This window comes from Bacillota bacterium (assembly GCA_013178045.1).
GTDB lineage: Bacteria > Bacillota > Ch66 > Ch66 > Ch66 > Ch66.
In genome coordinates, this window is sequence record JABLXP010000008.1 from 62346 (window position 1) to 80625 (window position 18280).

Annotated in this window: 13 protein-coding genes and 1 pseudogene; 8 read left to right on the forward strand and 6 right to left on the reverse strand. The window is 52.4% G+C overall.

The genetic code is table 11. The features are described from left to right. Positions 1-34 precede the first annotated feature (34 nt). The 8 genes from HPY81_06165 to argH all read left to right on the forward strand — a co-directional run bounded on the left by HPY81_06165 (position 35) and on the right by argH (position 11379). Positions 35-1072: an N-acetyl-gamma-glutamyl-phosphate reductase gene (locus HPY81_06165; GenBank protein NPV27034.1), complete on the forward strand. Its 1038-nt coding sequence runs from the start codon at positions 35-37 to the stop codon at positions 1070-1072. Positions 1073-1102: 30 nt separating this feature from the next. Beyond that, positions 1103-2308 carry a bifunctional glutamate N-acetyltransferase/amino-acid acetyltransferase ArgJ gene (gene argJ / locus HPY81_06170; protein NPV27035.1) on the forward strand — a complete coding sequence of 402 codons (1206 nt, stop codon included), beginning with the start codon at positions 1103-1105 and terminating at the stop codon, positions 2306-2308. A gap of 25 nt (positions 2309-2333) precedes the next feature. Continuing rightward, positions 2334-3218 (forward strand): acetylglutamate kinase, encoded by an 885-nt coding sequence (gene argB / locus HPY81_06175; GenBank protein NPV27036.1) that lies wholly within the window; start codon positions 2334-2336, stop codon positions 3216-3218. A 71-nt stretch (positions 3219-3289) separates the two neighbouring features. Beyond that, complete coding sequence (carA, locus tag HPY81_06180; GenBank protein NPV27037.1) at positions 3290-4363, forward strand: glutamine-hydrolyzing carbamoyl-phosphate synthase small subunit; 1074 nt, start codon at positions 3290-3292, stop codon at positions 4361-4363. 31 nt (positions 4364-4394) lie between these two features. Next, on the forward strand, positions 4395-7670 hold the full coding sequence (carB, locus tag HPY81_06185; GenBank protein ID NPV27038.1) for a carbamoyl-phosphate synthase large subunit: 3276 nt from the start codon (positions 4395-4397) through the stop codon (positions 7668-7670). A 27-nt stretch (positions 7671-7697) separates the two neighbouring features. Next, positions 7698-8648, forward strand: a complete 951-nt coding sequence (gene argF / locus HPY81_06190) for an ornithine carbamoyltransferase (protein NPV27039.1) — start codon at positions 7698-7700, stop codon at positions 8646-8648. A gap of 22 nt (positions 8649-8670) precedes the next feature. Beyond that, complete coding sequence (locus tag HPY81_06195; protein ID NPV27040.1) at positions 8671-9876, forward strand: argininosuccinate synthase; 1206 nt, start codon at positions 8671-8673, stop codon at positions 9874-9876. A gap of 102 nt (positions 9877-9978) precedes the next feature. After that, complete coding sequence (gene argH, locus HPY81_06200; protein NPV27041.1) at positions 9979-11379, forward strand: argininosuccinate lyase; 1401 nt, start codon at positions 9979-9981, stop codon at positions 11377-11379. A 621-nt stretch (positions 11380-12000) separates the two neighbouring features. On the opposite strand, the gene HPY81_06205 is transcribed toward argH, so the two are convergent. From HPY81_06205 to pglZ, 6 genes and pseudogenes are all read right to left on the reverse strand, one after another. Beyond that, entirely contained in the window at positions 12001-12372 is a 372-nt protein-coding gene (locus HPY81_06205) for a hypothetical protein (protein NPV27042.1), read from the reverse strand. A gap of 5 nt (positions 12373-12377) precedes the next feature. Continuing rightward, positions 12378-12895 (reverse strand): annotated as a pseudogene (locus HPY81_06210) (mismatch-specific DNA-glycosylase). Continuing rightward, entirely contained in the window at positions 12867-14507 is a 1641-nt protein-coding gene (locus HPY81_06215; GenBank protein ID NPV27043.1) for an AAA family ATPase, read from the reverse strand. The pseudogene HPY81_06210 and the gene HPY81_06215 overlap by 29 nt, the downstream one beginning before the upstream one ends. 438 nt (positions 14508-14945) lie before the next feature. After that, complete coding sequence (locus HPY81_06220; GenBank protein NPV27044.1) at positions 14946-15971, reverse strand: hypothetical protein; 1026 nt, start codon at positions 15969-15971, stop codon at positions 14946-14948. A gap of 170 nt (positions 15972-16141) precedes the next feature. Continuing rightward, positions 16142-16864, reverse strand: a complete 723-nt coding sequence (locus HPY81_06225; GenBank protein NPV27045.1) for a hypothetical protein — start codon at positions 16862-16864, stop codon at positions 16142-16144. A 2-nt stretch (positions 16865-16866) separates the two neighbouring features. Further along, a partial coding sequence (pglZ, locus tag HPY81_06230) for a BREX-3 system phosphatase PglZ (protein NPV27046.1) occupies positions 16867-18280 on the reverse strand: 1414 nt, incomplete at its 5' end.

An 18280-nucleotide genomic window follows, 5' to 3' on the forward strand; every position in this document is an offset into this window, starting at 1 on the left:
ATTTTTAAATCTTATCGGGAAGGAGTTTTTAACCATGACCAGGATTGGGATCCTGGGTGATGGGTACACTGCTGAAGAGTTGGTGCGTTTGCTGTGCCGTCACCCCGACATAGAACTGGTACAGGTGACTTCCATCGAACACATTGGGCAGGAATTCGCGCAAGTTTATCCTAATCTGGCCCGCTACACCAAAGTGCGGTGCGTGCCCCTGGACTTACCTGATTTAGTAGCGCAGTGTGACCTCATCTTTGTGGCCTTACCCCACGGACTGGCAGTACCGGTGGTGCGAGAAGTGGTTCGCCAGGGGAAAAAGGTGGTTGACCTGGGCGCGGATTTTCGCTTCCACCAGGCCGATACTTATGAACAATGGTACCATGTCGAACACGGTGCCCCGGAACTTTTGCGTGAAGCGGTTTACGGACTGCCCGAACTCTACGGGGCGAAAATTAAAACAGCCAGGATTGTGGCCAATCCGGGCTGTTATCCAACCAGCGCTATCCTGGGGCTGGCTCCAGCGCTCCACGCTGGCCTGATTGACCCGGAGACAATCATTATCGACGCCAAATCCGGTGTGTCCGGAGCCGGGCGGACTCTGGCTTTAGGGAGCCATTTTTCGGAGTGCAACGAAAACGTTAAGGCCTATAATGTGGGTGTTCACCGGCATACGCCAGAGATCGAACAGGAACTCAGCGCCCTGGCGGGACGGCCGGTGTATGTTTCCTTCAGCCCTCACCTCATCCCCATGACCCGCGGGATGCTGAGCACGATTTATGGCCGATTAATTAAGCCGGTCAGGCTGGAAGAGGTGCATGCGGTCTACCGGGATTTTTATGCGGATAAATTTTTTATTCGCGTTTTAGAACCAGGTGAGCTGCCCCAGACGAAGCGATTGACCGGCTCAAATCACTGTGACATTGGACTGGTGCTTGATCAGCGCACCGGCCGACTGGTGATCCTGTCGGCGATCGATAACCTGGTCAAGGGAGCTTCTGGGCAGGCCATCCAAAACATGAACCTGATGTTTGGTTATCCAGAAACGCAGGGACTGGAATATCCAGGATTATATCCATAGTTTGAAGTTTTAACAGCGGGAGGATTAAAGATGTTTACGCTGATTTCTGGGGGAGTAACTGCGCCAAATGGATTCAAGGCCGCCGGTGTTGAGGCGGAGATAAAAAATAAGAACAAAAAAGATCTGGCCATTATTTTTTCGGAAAAGCCAGCGGCGGCGGCCGCGGTGCATACCCTGAACAGAGTCAAGGCTGCACCGATTCTCGTCAATCAGGAGCATCTGGCTAATGGACAGGCGCAGGCGATTGTGGTCAACAGTGGCAATGCAAATGCCTGTAACGGGGAGCAGGGCGTGGCTGACGCCCGGCGCATAGCTGCTTTAGCGGCAGAACTGCTGGGGATCGCCCCACAGGATGTTTTGGTGGCCTCGACCGGGGTAATTGGTCAGCCGCTACCGATGGAGAGGATCGAAAAAGGAATTCGTGAGGCGGTGCAAAAGCTGGACAAGGCCGGCGGAACTGCGGCCGCTGAGGCCATTATGACTACTGATACTTTCAAAAAGGAACTGGCGATCGAGATAACCATCCAAGGCAAGACCGTCAAGATTGGGGCAATGGCTAAGGGATCAGGCATGATCCATCCGCATATGGCTACCATGCTGGCCTTTCTGACCACGGATGCAGCTGTGACTCCAACTGCCTTACAGCAAGCCATTCGCACCGCGACTGAGCAATCCTTTAATCTGGTGACGGTTGATGCCGATATGAGTACCAATGATACTGCGATCATTTTAGCCAACGGGTTGGCGGGTAATCAGCCCTTAACCGAAAACAGTATAGATTTTCCCCAGTTTCAAGCGGCTGTTACTTTTGTCTGCGTAGAACTAGCCAAGAAAATTGCCCGTGATGGAGAAGGGGCGACTAAGTTGATTGAGGTCCAGGTAAAACACGCGCCCACTCGGCAGGACGCCAGAACAGCCGCCCTGGCTGTGGTTAAGTCTAACCTGGTTAAATCAGCGATTTTTGGCAAAGATGCCAACTGGGGCCGGATTCTGGCGGCAATTGGTAGTTCAGCGGCTGAGTTCAGACCAGACCAGGTAGATATCTGGTTGGGTGAGGTGCAAGTCGCGGCAGACGGCTCTGGTTTACCTTTTGACGAAGAGGCAGCGCGGCAGGTCCTGGCGCGGCCGGAAGTGGTTATCACCGTCGATATGAAGCTGGGTGACGCGGAGGCAACGGCCTGGGGCTGTGACTTGACCTATGACTACGTGAAGATCAATGCCAGTTACCGGTCGTAGACCGAAATCAGAGGAGGAATGAGTGATGCTGAGCGCCCTGGAAAAAGCCAATGTTCTGATCGAGGCTTTACCCTACATTACAAAATTTTACGGCAAGACCATCGTGATCAAGTATGGTGGGAATGCCATGCTTGATCACGACCTCAAAAAAAAAGTGATTATGGACGTCATCTTGATGAAATATGTTGGGATGAACCCCGTGATTGTCCACGGCGGTGGACCGGAAATCAACACCCTGCTTAAACGAGTCGGCAAACAGTCCACTTTTGTCCAGGGTCAGCGGATCACTGACAGCGAAACCATGGAGATTGTGGAGATGGTGCTGGTTGGTAAGGTCAATAAAGAAATCGTGGCTCTGATCAACCAGCATGGGGGCAAGGCCGTTGGACTGTGCGGCAAGGACGGGACCCTGATTCAGGCACGGAAAAAATACTTGACGCAACTGGGACCGACGGAGGAAGAATTGCCGGACCTGGGGTTTGTCGGGGACGTCCACCGGATCAACCCAGAAATTGTGGAAACCGTTGTGGCGAAAGGGTACATACCCGTGGTGGCGCCAGTCGGGGTGGGCGAACAGGGCGAAAGCTACAACATCAATGCTGACTATGTCGCCGGTGAACTGGCAGCAGCATTGAAGGCCGACAAACTCATCCTGTTGACGGACGTAGAAGGGATTTTAGGTCAGTATGGAGACCAATCTTCGCTCATCTCGGCTTTGAAGATTGATGATGTCCCAAAATTGATCAAACAGGGAGTGATCAGCGGAGGAATGATCCCGAAGGTGCAGTGCTGCGTGCAGGCCATCGAGGGCGGTGTCGCGACCACCCACATCATTGATGGTCGAATTCCCCACTCGCTTCTGCTCGAGATTTTTACGGATCAGGGGATCGGCACCATGGTCACTAAATAGGCATAACCGGAAACTTATGGTGGTTGTCTGACCGGTTTTTATGCTATGATAAAAAGTTGGGAGGAAGAAGAATGAAGGCAGTGTTGGTGTTAGCTGACGGCACCATATATTACGGTCAGGGATTTGGCGCCGGTGGTCGCGGCCGGGGCGAAGTGGTGTTTAACACCTCGATGGTTGGGTATCAAGAATTGTTCTCCAATCCGTGTTATTACGGACAGATTGTGCTAATGACGTACCCGCTAATTGGTAATTACGGTGTCAGCCAGGAGGCGATGGAGCATTTCTGTCCCGTGGTTAGCGGGGTGGTGGTGCGCGAAATCAGCACGACTCCCAGCAACTGGCGCTCGGAAGGACTGCTGGGCGATCATCTGGCCGAGTTTGGTGTGGTGGGGATTGCCGGGATAGATACGCGGGCGCTAACTCGTCGTTTAAGAACATTTGGCACCATCGAGGGGCTGATTTCTACAGAACCGCAAGATGTGGCCGAGCCACAAAGGCTGCTGGAGGAGTTAACTGACGCAAACTGCGGCCGGCGGACAGATCAGCCGGTTTCCACGCTTGAGCCCTATCAACTGGCGGGCAGTGGTCCGCGGCTGGTAGTTATTGACCTCGGGGTGCGCCAGAGTTTGCTGCGTACCTTGAGACAGCTGGGATATGACCTGGTGGTGGTACCGGCCGAAACGACCAGGGAGCAGATTCAGCAGTGGCAGCCGAGTGGAGTGATTATCTCGGGTGGTCCGGGTGACCCGACTGGATATCAACAGACCACCCAGACGGTCAAAGAACTCTTGGGCGGGGTACCGGTGTTTGGGATCGGGCTTGGCCACCAGGTGCTGGCCCTGGCCATGGGAGCCAGGACGGAAAAAATGAAATTTGGGCACCGCGGTGGTAATTACCCGGTTCGTGATTTAAGGACGAATCGAGTTTACATAACTTCACAACACCATGGCTATGTGGTTAACGAAAAGAGCCTGGTGGGTACTGATGTGTTGGTTACCCACCGCAACCTTAATGACCGAACAGTGGAGGGAATCAGGCACTCCTACCTGCCAGCGGTTGGTCGACAGTACCACCCCGAAGGGCTGGTTGATGCGGGGGGGAAACTTTTTTTTACAGAGTTAAATGGTAATTTCTCTTTGACGTAGCTGGCAGGTAGGAGGATAGGGGGAGTTAATTTTGCCAAAACATGCTGACCTGAAAAAAGTCCTGGTGATTGGCTCAGGACCCATCATCATCGGGCAGGCGGCCGAGTTTGACTACGCTGGCACCCAGGCCTGCAAAGCCCTCAAAGAAGAGGGGCTGGAAGTAGTGCTGGTAAACAGCAACCCGGCCACGATCATGACGGACAACAACATGGCTGACCATGTTTACATCGAACCCCTGACGAAGGAATCGCTGGCCCGGATCATTGCCAAGGAACGACCCGATGGGTTGATTCCCGGCCTGGGGGGCCAGACGGGGTTGAATCTGGCGGTTGAATTAGCGGAGGCGGGTATTCTTGATCGGTATGGGGTTAAGCTGCTGGGTACTTCCGCGGAAGCGATTAGACGGTCGGAAGACCGGGAAATGTTCAAAAAGACCATGCAGGAGATCGGAGAACCGATTCCGGATAGTGTGATCATTACCAGCATTGAGGAAGCGTTTAGCTTTGTCGAGAAGGTGGGCTACCCCATCATTGTCCGACCAGCTTACACCCTGGGCGGGACAGGGGGCGGCATCGCCCATAACGAAACCGAACTGCGCCGGATCGTAGACATCGGCCTGAAGGCCAGCCGGATCGGCCAGGTTCTGCTGGAACAGAGCGTGTTGGGCTGGAAGGAGATCGAGTTTGAAGTGATGCGGGATGCGGCTGACAACTGCATCACTATTTGCAGCATGGAGAACGTCGACCCGATGGGGGTGCACACGGGTGACAGCATTGTAGTGGCCCCAACCCAGACGCTGAACATGACTGAGTTTGAGATGCTCCGTCAGGCGGCCCTAAAAATTATTCGTGCTTTGCGGGTTGAGGGTGGGTGCAACATCCAGTTTGCTCTGCATCCAACCAGTCTGGACTATGTCGTGATCGAGGTCAATCCCCGGGTCAGCCGTTCCAGTGCCCTGGCTTCGAAAGCCACGGGTTACCCGATCGCTCGCGTGACGACCAAGATCGCGGTTGGCCTGACCCTGGATGAGATCAACAATCCGGTTACGGGCAAGACTTCTGCCTGCTTCGAGCCAGCGATTGACTATATCGTGGTCAAGGTGCCCCGCTGGCCCTTCGATAAATTTACGTTGGCGGACCGCAGCCTGGGCACCCAGATGAAAGCCACGGGCGAGGTCATGGCCATTGACCGGACGTTTGAGGCCGCCTTGCTGAAAGCGGTTCGATCCCTGGAGATTGGGGTTTATGGCCTGCGTTTGCCAGAGGCTCCCTGGTGGACGGACATGGAACTGGAACACAAGCTGGCTAATCCAACCGATGAACGGCTGTTTGCGATTGCCGAGGCTTTCCGCCGGGGTTGGGAGGTCCAGGAGGTGGCCAACCTGACCAGGATTGATAAGTTCTTCCTGGTCAAGATTCAGCAACTGGTGGAGTGGGAGACTAGGCTAACCGAGGAGACGCTGACGCGGGAGCGGCTTTGGGAGGCGAAACGCTTGGGGTTCTCTGATTACCAGATTGCCAAACTGCGGAGTGTTGAAGCCGAAACGATTCGCCGCCTGCGTAAAGAGCACGGCCTGATCCCGGTCTACAAAATGGTGGATACCTGTGCGGCCGAGTTTGAGGCGGTTACCCCGTACTACTATTCGACCTATGAGCAGGAAGACGAAGTCACGGTGGGACCGAAGCCGAAGGTACTTGTCCTGGGGTCGGGGCCAATCCGGATCGGTCAGGGGATCGAATTTGACTATTGTTCAGTTCATTCCGTCTGGGCCCTGCGCGAGGCCGGTTATGAATCGATCATCATTAATAACAACCCGGAGACGGTCAGTACTGATTTCGATACCTCCGACAAACTGTATTTTGAGCCCCTGGCCTTGGAAGACGTATTGAACCTGGTTGACCGGGAGAACCCACTCGGGGTGGTGGTTCAGTTCGGTGGGCAAACGGCCATCAATTTAGCCAGCGGCCTAGCTGAGCACGGGGTGACGATTTTGGGGACTTCGGTTGAGGCTATTGATATGGCGGAAGACCGTCGCCGCTGCGAACAGGTTCTCCGACAGCTTGGCATTCCGCAGTCGCAGGGGCGGACGGCCACGCGGGTAGAAGAAGTGGTGGCCATTGCCAATGAATTAGGTTTCCCAGTCCTGGTTCGCCCTTCTTATGTCTTGGGAGGACGGGCGATGGAGGTGGTGGAGAACCTGACTGACCTAACCAGGTACATGGAATCAGCGGTGCAGGTCTCACCCAAACACCCAATTCTGATCGACAAGTACATACGGGGTAGGGAAGTGGAGGTCGACGCCATCAGTGACGGAGAAAGGGTACTCATCCCCGGTATCATCGAACACATTGAGCGGGCTGGCGTGCATTCCGGCGACAGCATGGCGGTATTCCCGGCGCAGAATCTGTCTCCCAACGTCAGGGATAAGATTGTAGAATATACGACCAGGATTGCCCGGGCGATGGAAGTGCGGGGACTGGTGAATATCCAATTCGTGGTGACTGATGAAGAAGTTTATGTCCTGGAGGTCAACCCGCGCGCTTCCAGAACCGTACCCATCGTCAGTAAGTCAACCGGTATTCCTATGGTCAAAGTCGCGACCAAGGTGATGCTTGGGCTGTCCTTGGCTGACCAGGGTTACGCGGGTGGTTTGTGGCCGCAGCCGCACCATGTGGTGGTGAAAGCCCCGGTCTTTTCCTTTGAAAAGTTAAGCCAGGTGGAGATCTCGCTGGGGCCGGAGATGAAGTCGACGGGCGAGGTCATGGGCATCGATTATGACTTCAGCTGTGCCTTATACAAGGCGATGGTTTCCGCCGGCATTAAAGTTCCGCCAACGGGTACGATATTGGTCTCGGTAGCGGACCGCGATAAGGCAGAAGCGGTGCCAGTGGTCAGGGAGTTTGCTAGTTTGGGCTTCCGCGTGCTGGCGACGGATGAAACGGCCAGAGAGCTGGAGCGACACGGGCTGTCGGTTGAACCGATCAGTTTGAACGGTCAGGGCCTGGCGCAGATAACCGATTTAATCCGACGGGGACAGATCCAGTTGGTGATCAACACCCCGACCCGCGGCAAAATTCCCGAACGTGGCGGGTTCAAGATCCGCCGGCTGGCGGCAGAATACCGGCTGCCCTGCCTGACCTCGTTGGATACAGCGCAGGCTTTACTGCAGGCGATTCGCAGTTTGCATAGCGGGCGCCGCGCGACCTGTTTGTCTATGCAGGAATACCTGCAGGCCGAGCAGACCAAAGGTTTAAACTCGACCGGTGACCAGTTTACCTGGGAGCAGCGCCAGGAACGTGTAGGTTAAGGAGAATCTGACAAGAGGGGGAGAGTTATGGTTGATCTGTATTTGGACCCGCGGTTTAAAGGTCGTGATTTTATCTCAATCCACGATTACACAGCCGACGAGGTGCAGGAAATCTTCAAAGTGGCTCGGATCTTGAAAGAGAAACAAAAGCGCCGGGAACCGCACCCGGTGCTGGCCGGGAAAACTCTGGGCATGATTTTTCAAAAGAATTCCACCCGGACCCGGGTTTCCTTCGAGGTTGGTATGTATCAACTCGGGGGATATGCCTTGTTTTTGAGTTCCAATGATCTTCAGTTGAAACGAGGGGAAACCATTGGCGATACCGCCCGGACCTTGTCTCGTTACCTGGATGGGATCATGATCCGGACTTTTTCCCACGATGAGGTCCTGGAGCTAGCGAAATACGCGGACATTCCCGTCATCAACGGCCTGACCGATCTATTGCACCCTTGTCAGGTGATGGGCGACCTGTTGACAGCTTTGGAGAAAAAAGGGCGTCTGGCCGGGCTGAAACTGGCCTTTATCGGGGACGGGAACAATGTCGCCCATTCCCTGATGTTTGGGGGGGCGAAAGTGGGCATGGACGTGGTAGTGGCTTCCCCGGCGGGATTTAAACCCTCGGAGGAGATTGTTAGATTGGCCCGTGCTGATGCGGCTGCTTCCGGGGCCAGGATTGAAGTTGTCGAAGACCCCAGGGAGGCGGCGGAAGGAGCGGATATCATCTACACCGATGTCTGGGCCAGTATGGGGCAGGAAGCGGAACGCGAGGCCAGAGCCAGAGCCTTCGTCAACTTCCAGGTGAATGCTGAACTCTTAAAAGTGGCTAAACCTGACGTGATCGTGATGCACTGTCTGCCTGCCCACCGGGGTGAAGAAATCACCGATGAAGTGATGGACGGTCCGCATTCGGTGGTCTTTGACGAGGCCGAAAACCGGCTGCACATCCAGAAGGCGATCATGGCGCTGACCATGAGTTAGTAAGTAGGAGGGAGAAAGAGTGATGAAAAAAGTAGTGCTGGCGTATTCAGGCGGTCTGGATACTTCGATCATCATCCCCTGGTTGAAAGAAAACTTTGGCTATGAAGTGATCGCCATGTGTGCTGACCTCGGTCAGGGGGAAGAGCTTGCGCCCCTGCGCGAGAAGGCGATTAAAAGCGGGGCCAGCAAAATTTATATTGAAGATGTCCGCCGTGAGTTTGTCGAAGACTTTATCTGGCCGACCTTGAAGGCCGGGGCGATTTATGAAGGTAAATACCTGTTGGGTACCTCTTTTGCCCGTCCGCTGATCGCCAAGAAGCTGGTGGAGATCGCGGAGAAAGAAGGGGCCGAGGCAGTGGCCCATGGTGCAACCGGCAAGGGGAACGACCAGGTCCGCTTTGAACTGGCAGTTAAGGCTCTGAATCCAGAATTAAAGGTTATTGCTCCCTGGCGCTTGTGGAATATCCGTTCACGGGAAGACGCCATCGACTACGCCCAGGCGCGGGGGATTCCCGTGCCGGTTACTAAAGACCGGCCGTACAGCATGGACCGTAACCTGTGGCACTTGAGCCATGAAGGCGGTGACCTGGAAGACCCCCGTAATGCACCCCAGGATGATGTTTATCTGCTGATCACGCCGCCGGAAAAAGCTCCTGATAAACCGACATATGTAGAGATTTTTTTTGAAAAAGGGGTGCCGAAGCGGATTAATGAGCAGGAACTTGATCCCGTTACTCTTATCGCGACTCTAAACAAAATAGCTGGGGAGAACGGGGTTGGAATTATTGATATGGTGGAAAACCGTTTGGTCGGGATGAAATCTCGAGGCGTTTATGAATGTCCAGGTGGTACTGTTCTTTACGCAGCCCACCAGGAACTGGAGGAACTCTGCCTCGATCGGCAAACATTGCACTTTAAAAAGATCGTGGCTGAGAAATATGCTGAACTGGTTTATGATGGGGTCTGGTACTCGCCACTAAAACAAGCGCTTGATGCTTTTGTGGACAGTACGCAGCAGACCGTCACCGGCACCGTGCGGATGAAGCTGTACAAAGGGAACTGTGTACCAGCTGGTAAACACTCCCCTTATTCATTGTACGATCAGGAACTGGTTACCTTCGGTGAAGACCAGGTCTATAACCAGAAAGATGCCGAGGGATTTATCAATTTATTTGGCTTGCCGCTTAAAGTTCGGGCGCTCATGGAGAGAAAGAGTGGTTTAAAATAAATTGATTCCAAACTACGTAGCCTGATCCTGTTTCAATGACCGTTAGCTTAGCGCTAGCGGTCAAATCATTGAGTTTGATCAGACACTGTTGGAGGGATTGAATTGAAACTTTGGGGAGGACGTTTTCAGAAAGAAACTGATCGACTGGTCGAGGACTTTCATTCTTCGATTTCTTTTGACCAGCGTCTGTACCGCCAGGATATCCAGGGGAGCATCGCGCACGCTACCATGTTGGGGCAATGCGGGATTATCTCTCCCGCCGAAGCGATGCAGATTGTCGCCGGATTGCAGGAGATCCTGGCGGACATAGAGGCCGGCCGGGTCGAGTTTGACGTGGGAGCGGAAGACATTCACATGAATATTGAGAAGCTTCTCACACAGCGGATCGGGGAAGTAGGCAAGAAGTTGCATACCGCGCGGAGCCGTAACGATCAGGTTGCCCTCGACATTCGCATGTACCTCAAAGATGAGATCGCCCAGATTCAGGAACTCCTGGTAGAACTGCAGACGGTGCTCCTGCACGGAGCAGAACGGTATCAAAACGTGATCATGCCCGGTTATACCCACTTACAAAAGGCGCAGCCGATTACCCTGGCGCACCATTTTCTGGCGTATTTCGAGATGTTTCAGCGGGACTTTGCGCGCCTGGAGGACTGTTACCGGCGCACCAATGTCATGCCTCTGGGTTCCGGGGCCCTGGCGGGGACGACCTTTCCGATTGATCGTCAGTTTGTGGCCCGACAGCTGGGTTTTCCGACGATTACGGCCAACAGCCTGGACGGGGTGAGCGACCGGGATTTCGCCATTGAGTTCGCTGCTGCAGCCAGTCTGATCATGGTCCATCTCAGCCGCTTCTGCGAAGAACTGATCCTCTGGTCAACCGATGAGTTCCGGTTTGTGGAGATGGATGATGCCTACAGCACGGGCAGCAGCATCATGCCGCAGAAGAAGAACCCGGATGTGGCAGAACTGGTGCGTGGAAAAAGCGGGCGGGTTTTTGGCAGTTTAATGACTCTGCTGACGGTAATGAAAGGGCTGCCGCTGGCCTATAACAAGGACATGCAGGAGGATAAAGAAGCCCTCTTCGATGCGGTGGATACCGTGAAGAAATGCCTGCTGGTCTTTACGCCAATGGTAAGGACCCTGAAGGTCAATCAGGAGCAGATGTACAAGGGGGCAAAAGGTGGTTTTACCAATGCCACCGACCTGGCCGATTATCTGGTGAGAAAAGGGGTTCCCTTCCGGGAGGCCCATGCCATTGTTGGCCGGTTGGTGCTCCACTGCTTGCAGGCCAATAAAAACCTGGAAGAACTGGCTTTAAATGAGTTTCTACAGTTTTCCCCAGTTTTCAGTGAGGATGTTTATGCGGCCATCCGGGTAGAGGCTTGCGTCGAGGCCAGAAAAGTGACGGGTGGTCCGGCGACCCAGGCAGTCCGCGAGGCGCTTGAACGTGCCCGCCTTTTGGTGGCCGAAAACAAGCGAATGCTGGCGAAAGAGGAATAGCCTACCAGCGACAACAGCAGATGTAGCGTGGTAAATTTAACTTTGTTAAGAATACAATATACTTCTTCTGGATTTATTGATTAGCGCATTGGAAAATGTAATAATACATTTGCAGTTTTATTCATCCTTCCCTCTATGGGACCGTTGCGATTTGACGCAGCGGTTTTTTTATTTCAGAAACATCTGGCACCGGGAGCGCGGCTGAAGGGACGCCAGTGAGGCTGCGCCTAGACGGCCAGGACACTTGGCATAAAATCAGCCTCCTTAGCACCTGTGCATTCGCGAGGGCACTTTAGAGGCTGAAACCTTTGATTAATAAGGCTGGAGCTGATGGAGAGATTCGAACCCTCGACCTGCGCATTATCCAAGCAAGGCAGTATGGACCCCTCCCCGCGAGGCAGTAAGGAAACATCCCAGCATATCAGCAAGTAGTTTCTTCTCCAAACACCATCCCCATATATAAGCACGGGCTCTCCTGCTCTGTGGGATAACGGCACGAGTGATGAACCTGATTCTCTCACGCCGCCCGACCATCAGAAGCGGCGCGAGTTTAGTTATCAAGATGGTTTTCTAGATTTATCTATCTTTTTCTAGAACGTTTCTAGAAACGGAGTTACTATGTTAACCATAATGATAACCCCTACGCCCGAATTCCCGCTGATAGAACTCATAGAGTTCTTCGGTGGAATTGAATTCTGGAACAGGACCCACTAAATACGGGCGCACTTTCTTATTGTACTCTTTAAGCGTCAGGGCTTTGAACTCTATAAGCCCGAAGTCCTTGCGCCCTTCCTCCAGCGTGTCCTCTATTCGGTGCCAGACAAACCCATTCTTTGTCTCCTTCACAAGCTTCCCAAAGAATTGGTGCCCCCGGTTTGTGCTGTGAAAGCCGACCCAGTCATCATGTACTTCAACCCCAATGGCCAGCATTAAAGGAGGCCGCAATCCAAATGAACTGTCTTTGACGAGATACAACACCTTATTGCTAATCATTCATATCAACTCCTGCGCTCGCTAGGCGGTTGAACTACATAATCGGCAAGTTCCAACCAGTATTGTTCATTCCAGTAAGCTCGTGCCGCACCCGAGGTTGATGGTAAGACGAAAACAGCCGATGACCCCACTCTTTCCGGTTGTAACCCGTATTTTACGGGACGACCCAGGAATTCCATAGCAGCTCGCTTACCATTAAAAACAACCACTTTTGGAGACGCTTTTTCCAGACGCTGCCTAAGACCCGCAATATTAAAGACTTCTTTCTTTAAAGTATTATCATTCCCTGAAGCCTTTTTCACTAAATCGGTGAGACCTATACCATAATTCAAAAGGATACGATATTCTTGTGGCTGTAACTGGCGAGGAGTTAGGCCAATCCTGTAGAGTACTGTCCAGAATTGGTTGCCTCGCCCGGCATAATAAGCCCCAATGCAGACCGGTTCCCAGCCGCCATCCCGCAGAAAACCACCTTAAGGCCCGGTTTAAGAACGTCAGGAAGGATATCCATCAGAAGAATCATCTCCTCTGGTTACAAACCTAACGATCTCTTCCATAAGTCTCTTAAGCTCCGCACTCACTCCATTCCAGTCTCCGGCAGCATCGAGGTGCACCATCATGTGCTCGGGCTTTTCATGCTTTCGTGGCTCTTCGATTCCCGCCACGGCCTCAAAGCAGGGATCGCACTTGAACGTCAAAGCTGAACCATGTACTTTGACTGCTTCTTGAATGTCCCTTTCACGTTTCTCGTTGGTAGCTACGTCCTGCGGGTCAGTTTTGTCTGAATCCGTATCGTAAATGACCATCACAGGCTTTTCGATAGCTGCCATGATCCTTACAAGAATAGGAATAGCGGTCTTGCTTCCAGCTTCAATCACGGAACAATCATATAGGTCAAGCTCCAAAGTCGGTTCCATCATATCAGCGAGCCGTCGGATGGCTAAGTGCTCAGTCGGACCTTCGACGATAATTACCTTTCGAGCAAAAAAGGCTTCGTTTTTTGGCTCGGCGAGGTGCTTAACTCGTGATTTCCAATCTCCTGTTACTTTAGATACATCTGGAGTCTTCACCTTTGTGCCGGCGTCCTTAGTTTTATAAACCAGTCTCACTGACTCAAAAGATTCCAGGTCAACAAAATCCTGGCTGTGCGTCGTGTAAATTATCTGAACGCCATTTTCGGAAAGTTCCTTGAGAAGACGAAACAGGTGTCGGCGTCCGTGCGGATGAAGATAGAGCTCAGGTTCCTCGAAGAGTAATATGGCGTTTTCCTTCTTCATCTCACGATAGACCTGAAGCAAGCTCATTACAAGAGCAGATTGAACACCTGAGCCCATGCGCTCAAAATCGACCAATTCCGGGGTATCGGGATCCTTGAACAAGATTGAAAAGTTCTTGTACAGATTTATAGGGTCGAGGCCATCCAACTGAAGCGACAGTTCCCGTAAGCCAGTGTGGCGCTTTAATTGTTCAGCAAGATTTTTCTCAAGTTCCTCGAACTCTTTCGTGCGCAGGAGTTCTCTGGCTTCTTCAAATTTATCCAGGAATGCTTTGAACCTTTTAGAATCCTTTTTTAGTTCTTTCGCGATATCAGCCAGCATGCGCCCGAAGATAGAACGCGAACTGCCGGACAAATGATAGCGAGCATTCCTGTCCACATCGATAATTACCGCAGGTAGTTCGCCACGAATGTCGCTAGTAACTTGCGCAGGGCTCTGGTACGGCTTCGCCTGTGGATTCGGACGTTTCAGTATGTTGACGGGGTTGCCATCCTTGTCTACACACACAAACGATGACTTCAGGTCACCAGGTTCTTTTTCCCCTGTTTTTCTCTTATATCTATCGATTTTGAACTGTATCCCCGAATACTTCACGGAACTCCCAACATCTCCCCGCGTCTCACGCTCTTGATCGAACCAAACGGTGATCACCATGTCCCCATCCGAATAAGCGTAAAAGTCCGCAAGCTCAATGGCTCTGGTCGTTGGCCACGTTTCTCCCAGCACTAAAGCAAGGGCACTGAGAATGTTGGACTTGCCCACGTTGTTAGGACCAATCAGGGCGCAAAGGTCCCCAACCTCGAACTCTAGCTCCTTGATGCTTCTGTAATTCTGGATTTTGACTCGTTCAAGCTTCATAGCTCACTCCTCTTCTCCCGCATTCTTGTCCATGCGGTACTGATGTTGTAGTTGACGGTAAGTAACGACAATCCGAAAAAACGAGGAGCCACCAGTAGGAAAGACAGCAGTTAAGTGCGGTCACAACTGCAGCGGCATCCGATTTCTTTGGCAGCAAAAGTGTCTTGACCTAAGATTGGAATCTGCTCACCATCGCGCTAATCCGGGCGATTAAGAATTTCCCAGACGATTTGGTACACCTTGATCCCTCTCTTTTCGAGCCTGCCCAAAAAGTGATCGGGGGGCTCTTCCGCGGTTGTTGGTATGCCCACCCTTTTCTACACTTCTTTGACCAACCCGTCAAAGCTGGCAAATCCCAATTTGCTAATCTTGCAAATTGGGGCAGCCGGCCTGAGTAATTTATCCTGAAATTCAACAGATAATGTGCTAAATGACACTTTACTTACAAGGGCGCAGGCGCAACGTAGCTTCGTGCAGCCTATTCACGAAACGGTTGAAACAATCGACGGCCTTTTCCACCAGCTTTTGATCGGAGAACTCAGGCTCCCCCGAGGCAACTGGGAGTAAGCTTTCCCACGGGCTGAAATGCACCACCCTGTGGCGGTGGTGAATGAGCCGTTGGAGCAGCGCCAGATCATTGGAGGAGACTCCTATCTCGCCAAACTTTATGCCGTAGGCCTTACGGTACGCCTTCTTCGCCTCCTCGTAATCCTGAAAGTTTATACGTCGATCCCCGACCATCTTCTGAAGTACTGTCCGGTTCCTGGCGACTGCCTCTTCTTTCAAATCGTCTGCGGTGAAATGTGCTCTCTCCCGTTGGGAGTAAAAGGCAGTTATTAAGGCCTCAAGGTCGGAGTTAATCCCTTCTGATTCCAGCTCCAGGAACCTTGTTTTGCAGTAGGCCTCAAAGCCTGTCACCAGTGTAACAATTATGAAGTTGCTCAAAATCACTTCGAAAGCGTAATCCTCTTCTGACTTTGCTTTTCTAAGCAACTCCATCGCTTGCACCGTGTTCCGCCAGGCCTCTATGGCTGTAGGCTGTAACACCAAATGCCCGCCCAAGCGCACGGAGTAGTGGCCCACCGCCAAGCTGGTATCGCCGATCCTGTAAACACGACCATCCTCGCCCACCCTGAGTTGTACCGGGGACGGTCGCCCCTCAGCCCGCACCAGCTTTCCCCCGGGAACCCTCGGGCCTACATACAGCCTTGTTTCCAAAGGAGACCACACAAGCGCGATATATACCCGAAAACAGGGGGTAACAGACGTTAGATCCACCGTGACCACGCGGGTTCCTGTGCCAGGAGCGGAATGATAAAATAACAACTCTAACCGCTCGTTGCGCACCAATTGGAAAATGTGGGCTCCGGCCGCCAGTTCCAAAATGACCTCCTGAGGCAGAGCTGTATCAAAAAGCGTTTCAGAAACGTAATCGAACTCAACCGTCCCTTCCGGGCGACACATTTCCTCCTGAATCCTTTTCAGCACATCTGGCGGAATGTTTCGCACTGTCTCACCTTCCTTGTCGGGTCGTAGCGTTTGAGGTAGCAGGCAACTTCCTTACCCAAGAGTGGACCCCTTACTTTCCAGGCCCGCCTACGGGCTCCACCACCAAAGAGCTACAGACCCGACCATTACCGGTGTACGATTGTAACCATGTCTAAATCCAAACCCTGACGCTGTATTTCAAACCGTTTAGATTGCCGTATATCCGCCACCGAAATATCCAGGTGAAACGGAAAAGCTGAAGGTAACTTTGGCAATTGTTGCAGGATCGTCATTGGGGTGGATTCTGAATACAGCAGGGCTTCTAAAAACCATAACTGAACACTAGCGCTGGCCGGGCCTTTTTTGGCGGCGGGGATATAAACGCCTTTTACGGCCGTATCCTGGAGAACGCCCCAGTCTACCATCGAACGTACAACTCGCTGGCTCGCCCGGCAAACAGTTGACCTTTCCCCCCACCGCTCCGCCAGCCGACGGTAAATCTGCTCTAGAGAAACTTCATTCTGCAGTGTCAAAAGACGACCAATAATATCCGCTATATCGCGAAAAAATGGATATGCCACAAGCGTCATGCCCCAGTGCAACCAGAGTCTTGTATCGGGGCCGTCCTCGGTTAAAATTCCTAAAGCCCGCTCCTGTAATGACCGATGTTTCTGCGGTACCCTCACCCAAATCCGAGTTAGTACGGTTATGGTCTTCCTGCGTGCCTCTTTACTTCGACATTCTGATTGCAAGAAATCATCAAGGTATTTCCGTACCTCAGCAATGTCTGTTTCCGTTGCGGCTTTCCAGGCGGCGGCATCCAGCCATTCCAGCTTAATTCTCCGGTCAAAACCGATATTTAATGCCATGATCAATGCTCCTCCCACATCCTGACAAAAGGAACGACAACCTCTTCCAAAGATATTCCGCCGTGGCTTACGATTTCTTCACCCTCAGAAACAAAGGCCGACCGGCCCCTGGCCAGCAGAACGGAGTAACCCTGGGGTAAACCAAAACCAGGCCAACAGATGACATTTTCTATTTCTTCCATCATCTGCTGCCGAAAAACTTCGTAATGATAAATTCTGGCCCGCTCACCGCGGGACTCAGCCAGGACCCCGTCCGGCAAACGGCCCTTCCCCCTGGCCGTAATATTACCGTGATCCGAAGTCAGATAGACGGCAAATTTGTTTTTAAGGAGATGTTCAATTAGCTGTATCAGGTAACCCTGTTCGGCCCACAGTCTGATTTGCTGGTGCATACCAGCTGTTCCCAGCTCCATGCCATGCATGATTCTGTCCACTTTATCTATAGCCATACCCACGATCTCGAACTGTGATCCTAAAAATTCTCCAATTTCACTTGCCAACTCGTCACCCAAACCTTTACGGTAGTAGATATTTCCCCTCCTGACCCCGCTGTCTTCCCAAAATTTATGCCAGTGCTGTTCTTCTTTCGAGGTTGTCGTTAAAGAGTCCTTGAAATACAGGGGCGGCTCTGCAGCGAACAGTGCCTGCCGCGAGATAGAAGTTAACGTCGGTACCCAGGCAAAGACCTGGTTTTCCTCGACTCGCCACGCCGGGCACCTGTCTCTCAGGAAATTGCGGATAACCAGCCATTGATCTAACGCCAGACCGTCAATTACGAGCAGAGCAATGTTTTTTGCTCCTTCTTTGGCACGCAGATGAGCCAGATAACGGGGTATGTGATGCACCATTACCGGTTTGGACGTGTAAGAAAGGTTGGCCAAAGAACCGTAGCGCACGAGCATCCAGCTCGCAAAGCGTTCTTCCAATTCATCGTGCAATTCCTCAATTTGCGGTTTACTTCCAGTTTTTACGTCCTGATTCAGCTCACCGCTGAGTACAATCAATTCCGCCCACAGAACGGCCAGGCGCTGCCAGTCCCTGTGGGTTGCCGTTTCTCCAGGTATATCTTTTCGTATCTTCTCTAGCAGCCACTTAATCCTGCGCCTTTCCTCAGCCTGCTTATCGAAAAGCACACCTGCCCGGACCCACTCGGGCATACCTTCCGTACTCGCAACCGGAACAGGACTTAAGTTTCCTTCTAAGAACAGGTTGTCGATGTACACCCGTATGTCATAATGGTCAAAGGGGACCTCGGTGAATTTCTCTCCTCTGGCCGTGCTTTCCAGGAATCGACGCCATTTTTCTTGCAGAAAAGCAAAAAAGGCTTCCCTGCTGGGGATGATGTCTTCCAGCGGCCAGTTCTTAAAAACGCTCTTTTCTCTTAAACAATGGATAAGGTGTTCGTCCAAAATCGAG

Coding starts and splice junctions, on each gene's coding strand:
- HPY81_06165 (NPV27034.1), top strand. CDS start 35: ATGACCAGGATTGGGATCCTGGGTGATGGGTACACTGCTGAAGAGTTG.
- argJ (NPV27035.1), top strand. CDS start 1,103: ATGTTTACGCTGATTTCTGGGGGAGTAACTGCGCCAAATGGATTCAAG.
- argB (NPV27036.1), top strand. CDS start 2,334: ATGCTGAGCGCCCTGGAAAAAGCCAATGTTCTGATCGAGGCTTTACCC.
- carA (NPV27037.1), top strand. CDS start 3,290: ATGAAGGCAGTGTTGGTGTTAGCTGACGGCACCATATATTACGGTCAG.
- argF (NPV27039.1), top strand. CDS start 7,698: ATGGTTGATCTGTATTTGGACCCGCGGTTTAAAGGTCGTGATTTTATC.
- HPY81_06195 (NPV27040.1), top strand. CDS start 8,671: ATGAAAAAAGTAGTGCTGGCGTATTCAGGCGGTCTGGATACTTCGATC.
- HPY81_06205 (NPV27042.1), bottom strand. CDS start 12,372: ATGATTAGCAATAAGGTGTTGTATCTCGTCAAAGACAGTTCATTTGGA.
- HPY81_06215 (NPV27043.1), bottom strand. CDS start 14,507: ATGAAGCTTGAACGAGTCAAAATCCAGAATTACAGAAGCATCAAGGAG.
- HPY81_06220 (NPV27044.1), bottom strand. CDS start 15,971: ATGTGTCGCCCGGAAGGGACGGTTGAGTTCGATTACGTTTCTGAAACG.
- HPY81_06225 (NPV27045.1), bottom strand. CDS start 16,864: ATGGCATTAAATATCGGTTTTGACCGGAGAATTAAGCTGGAATGGCTG.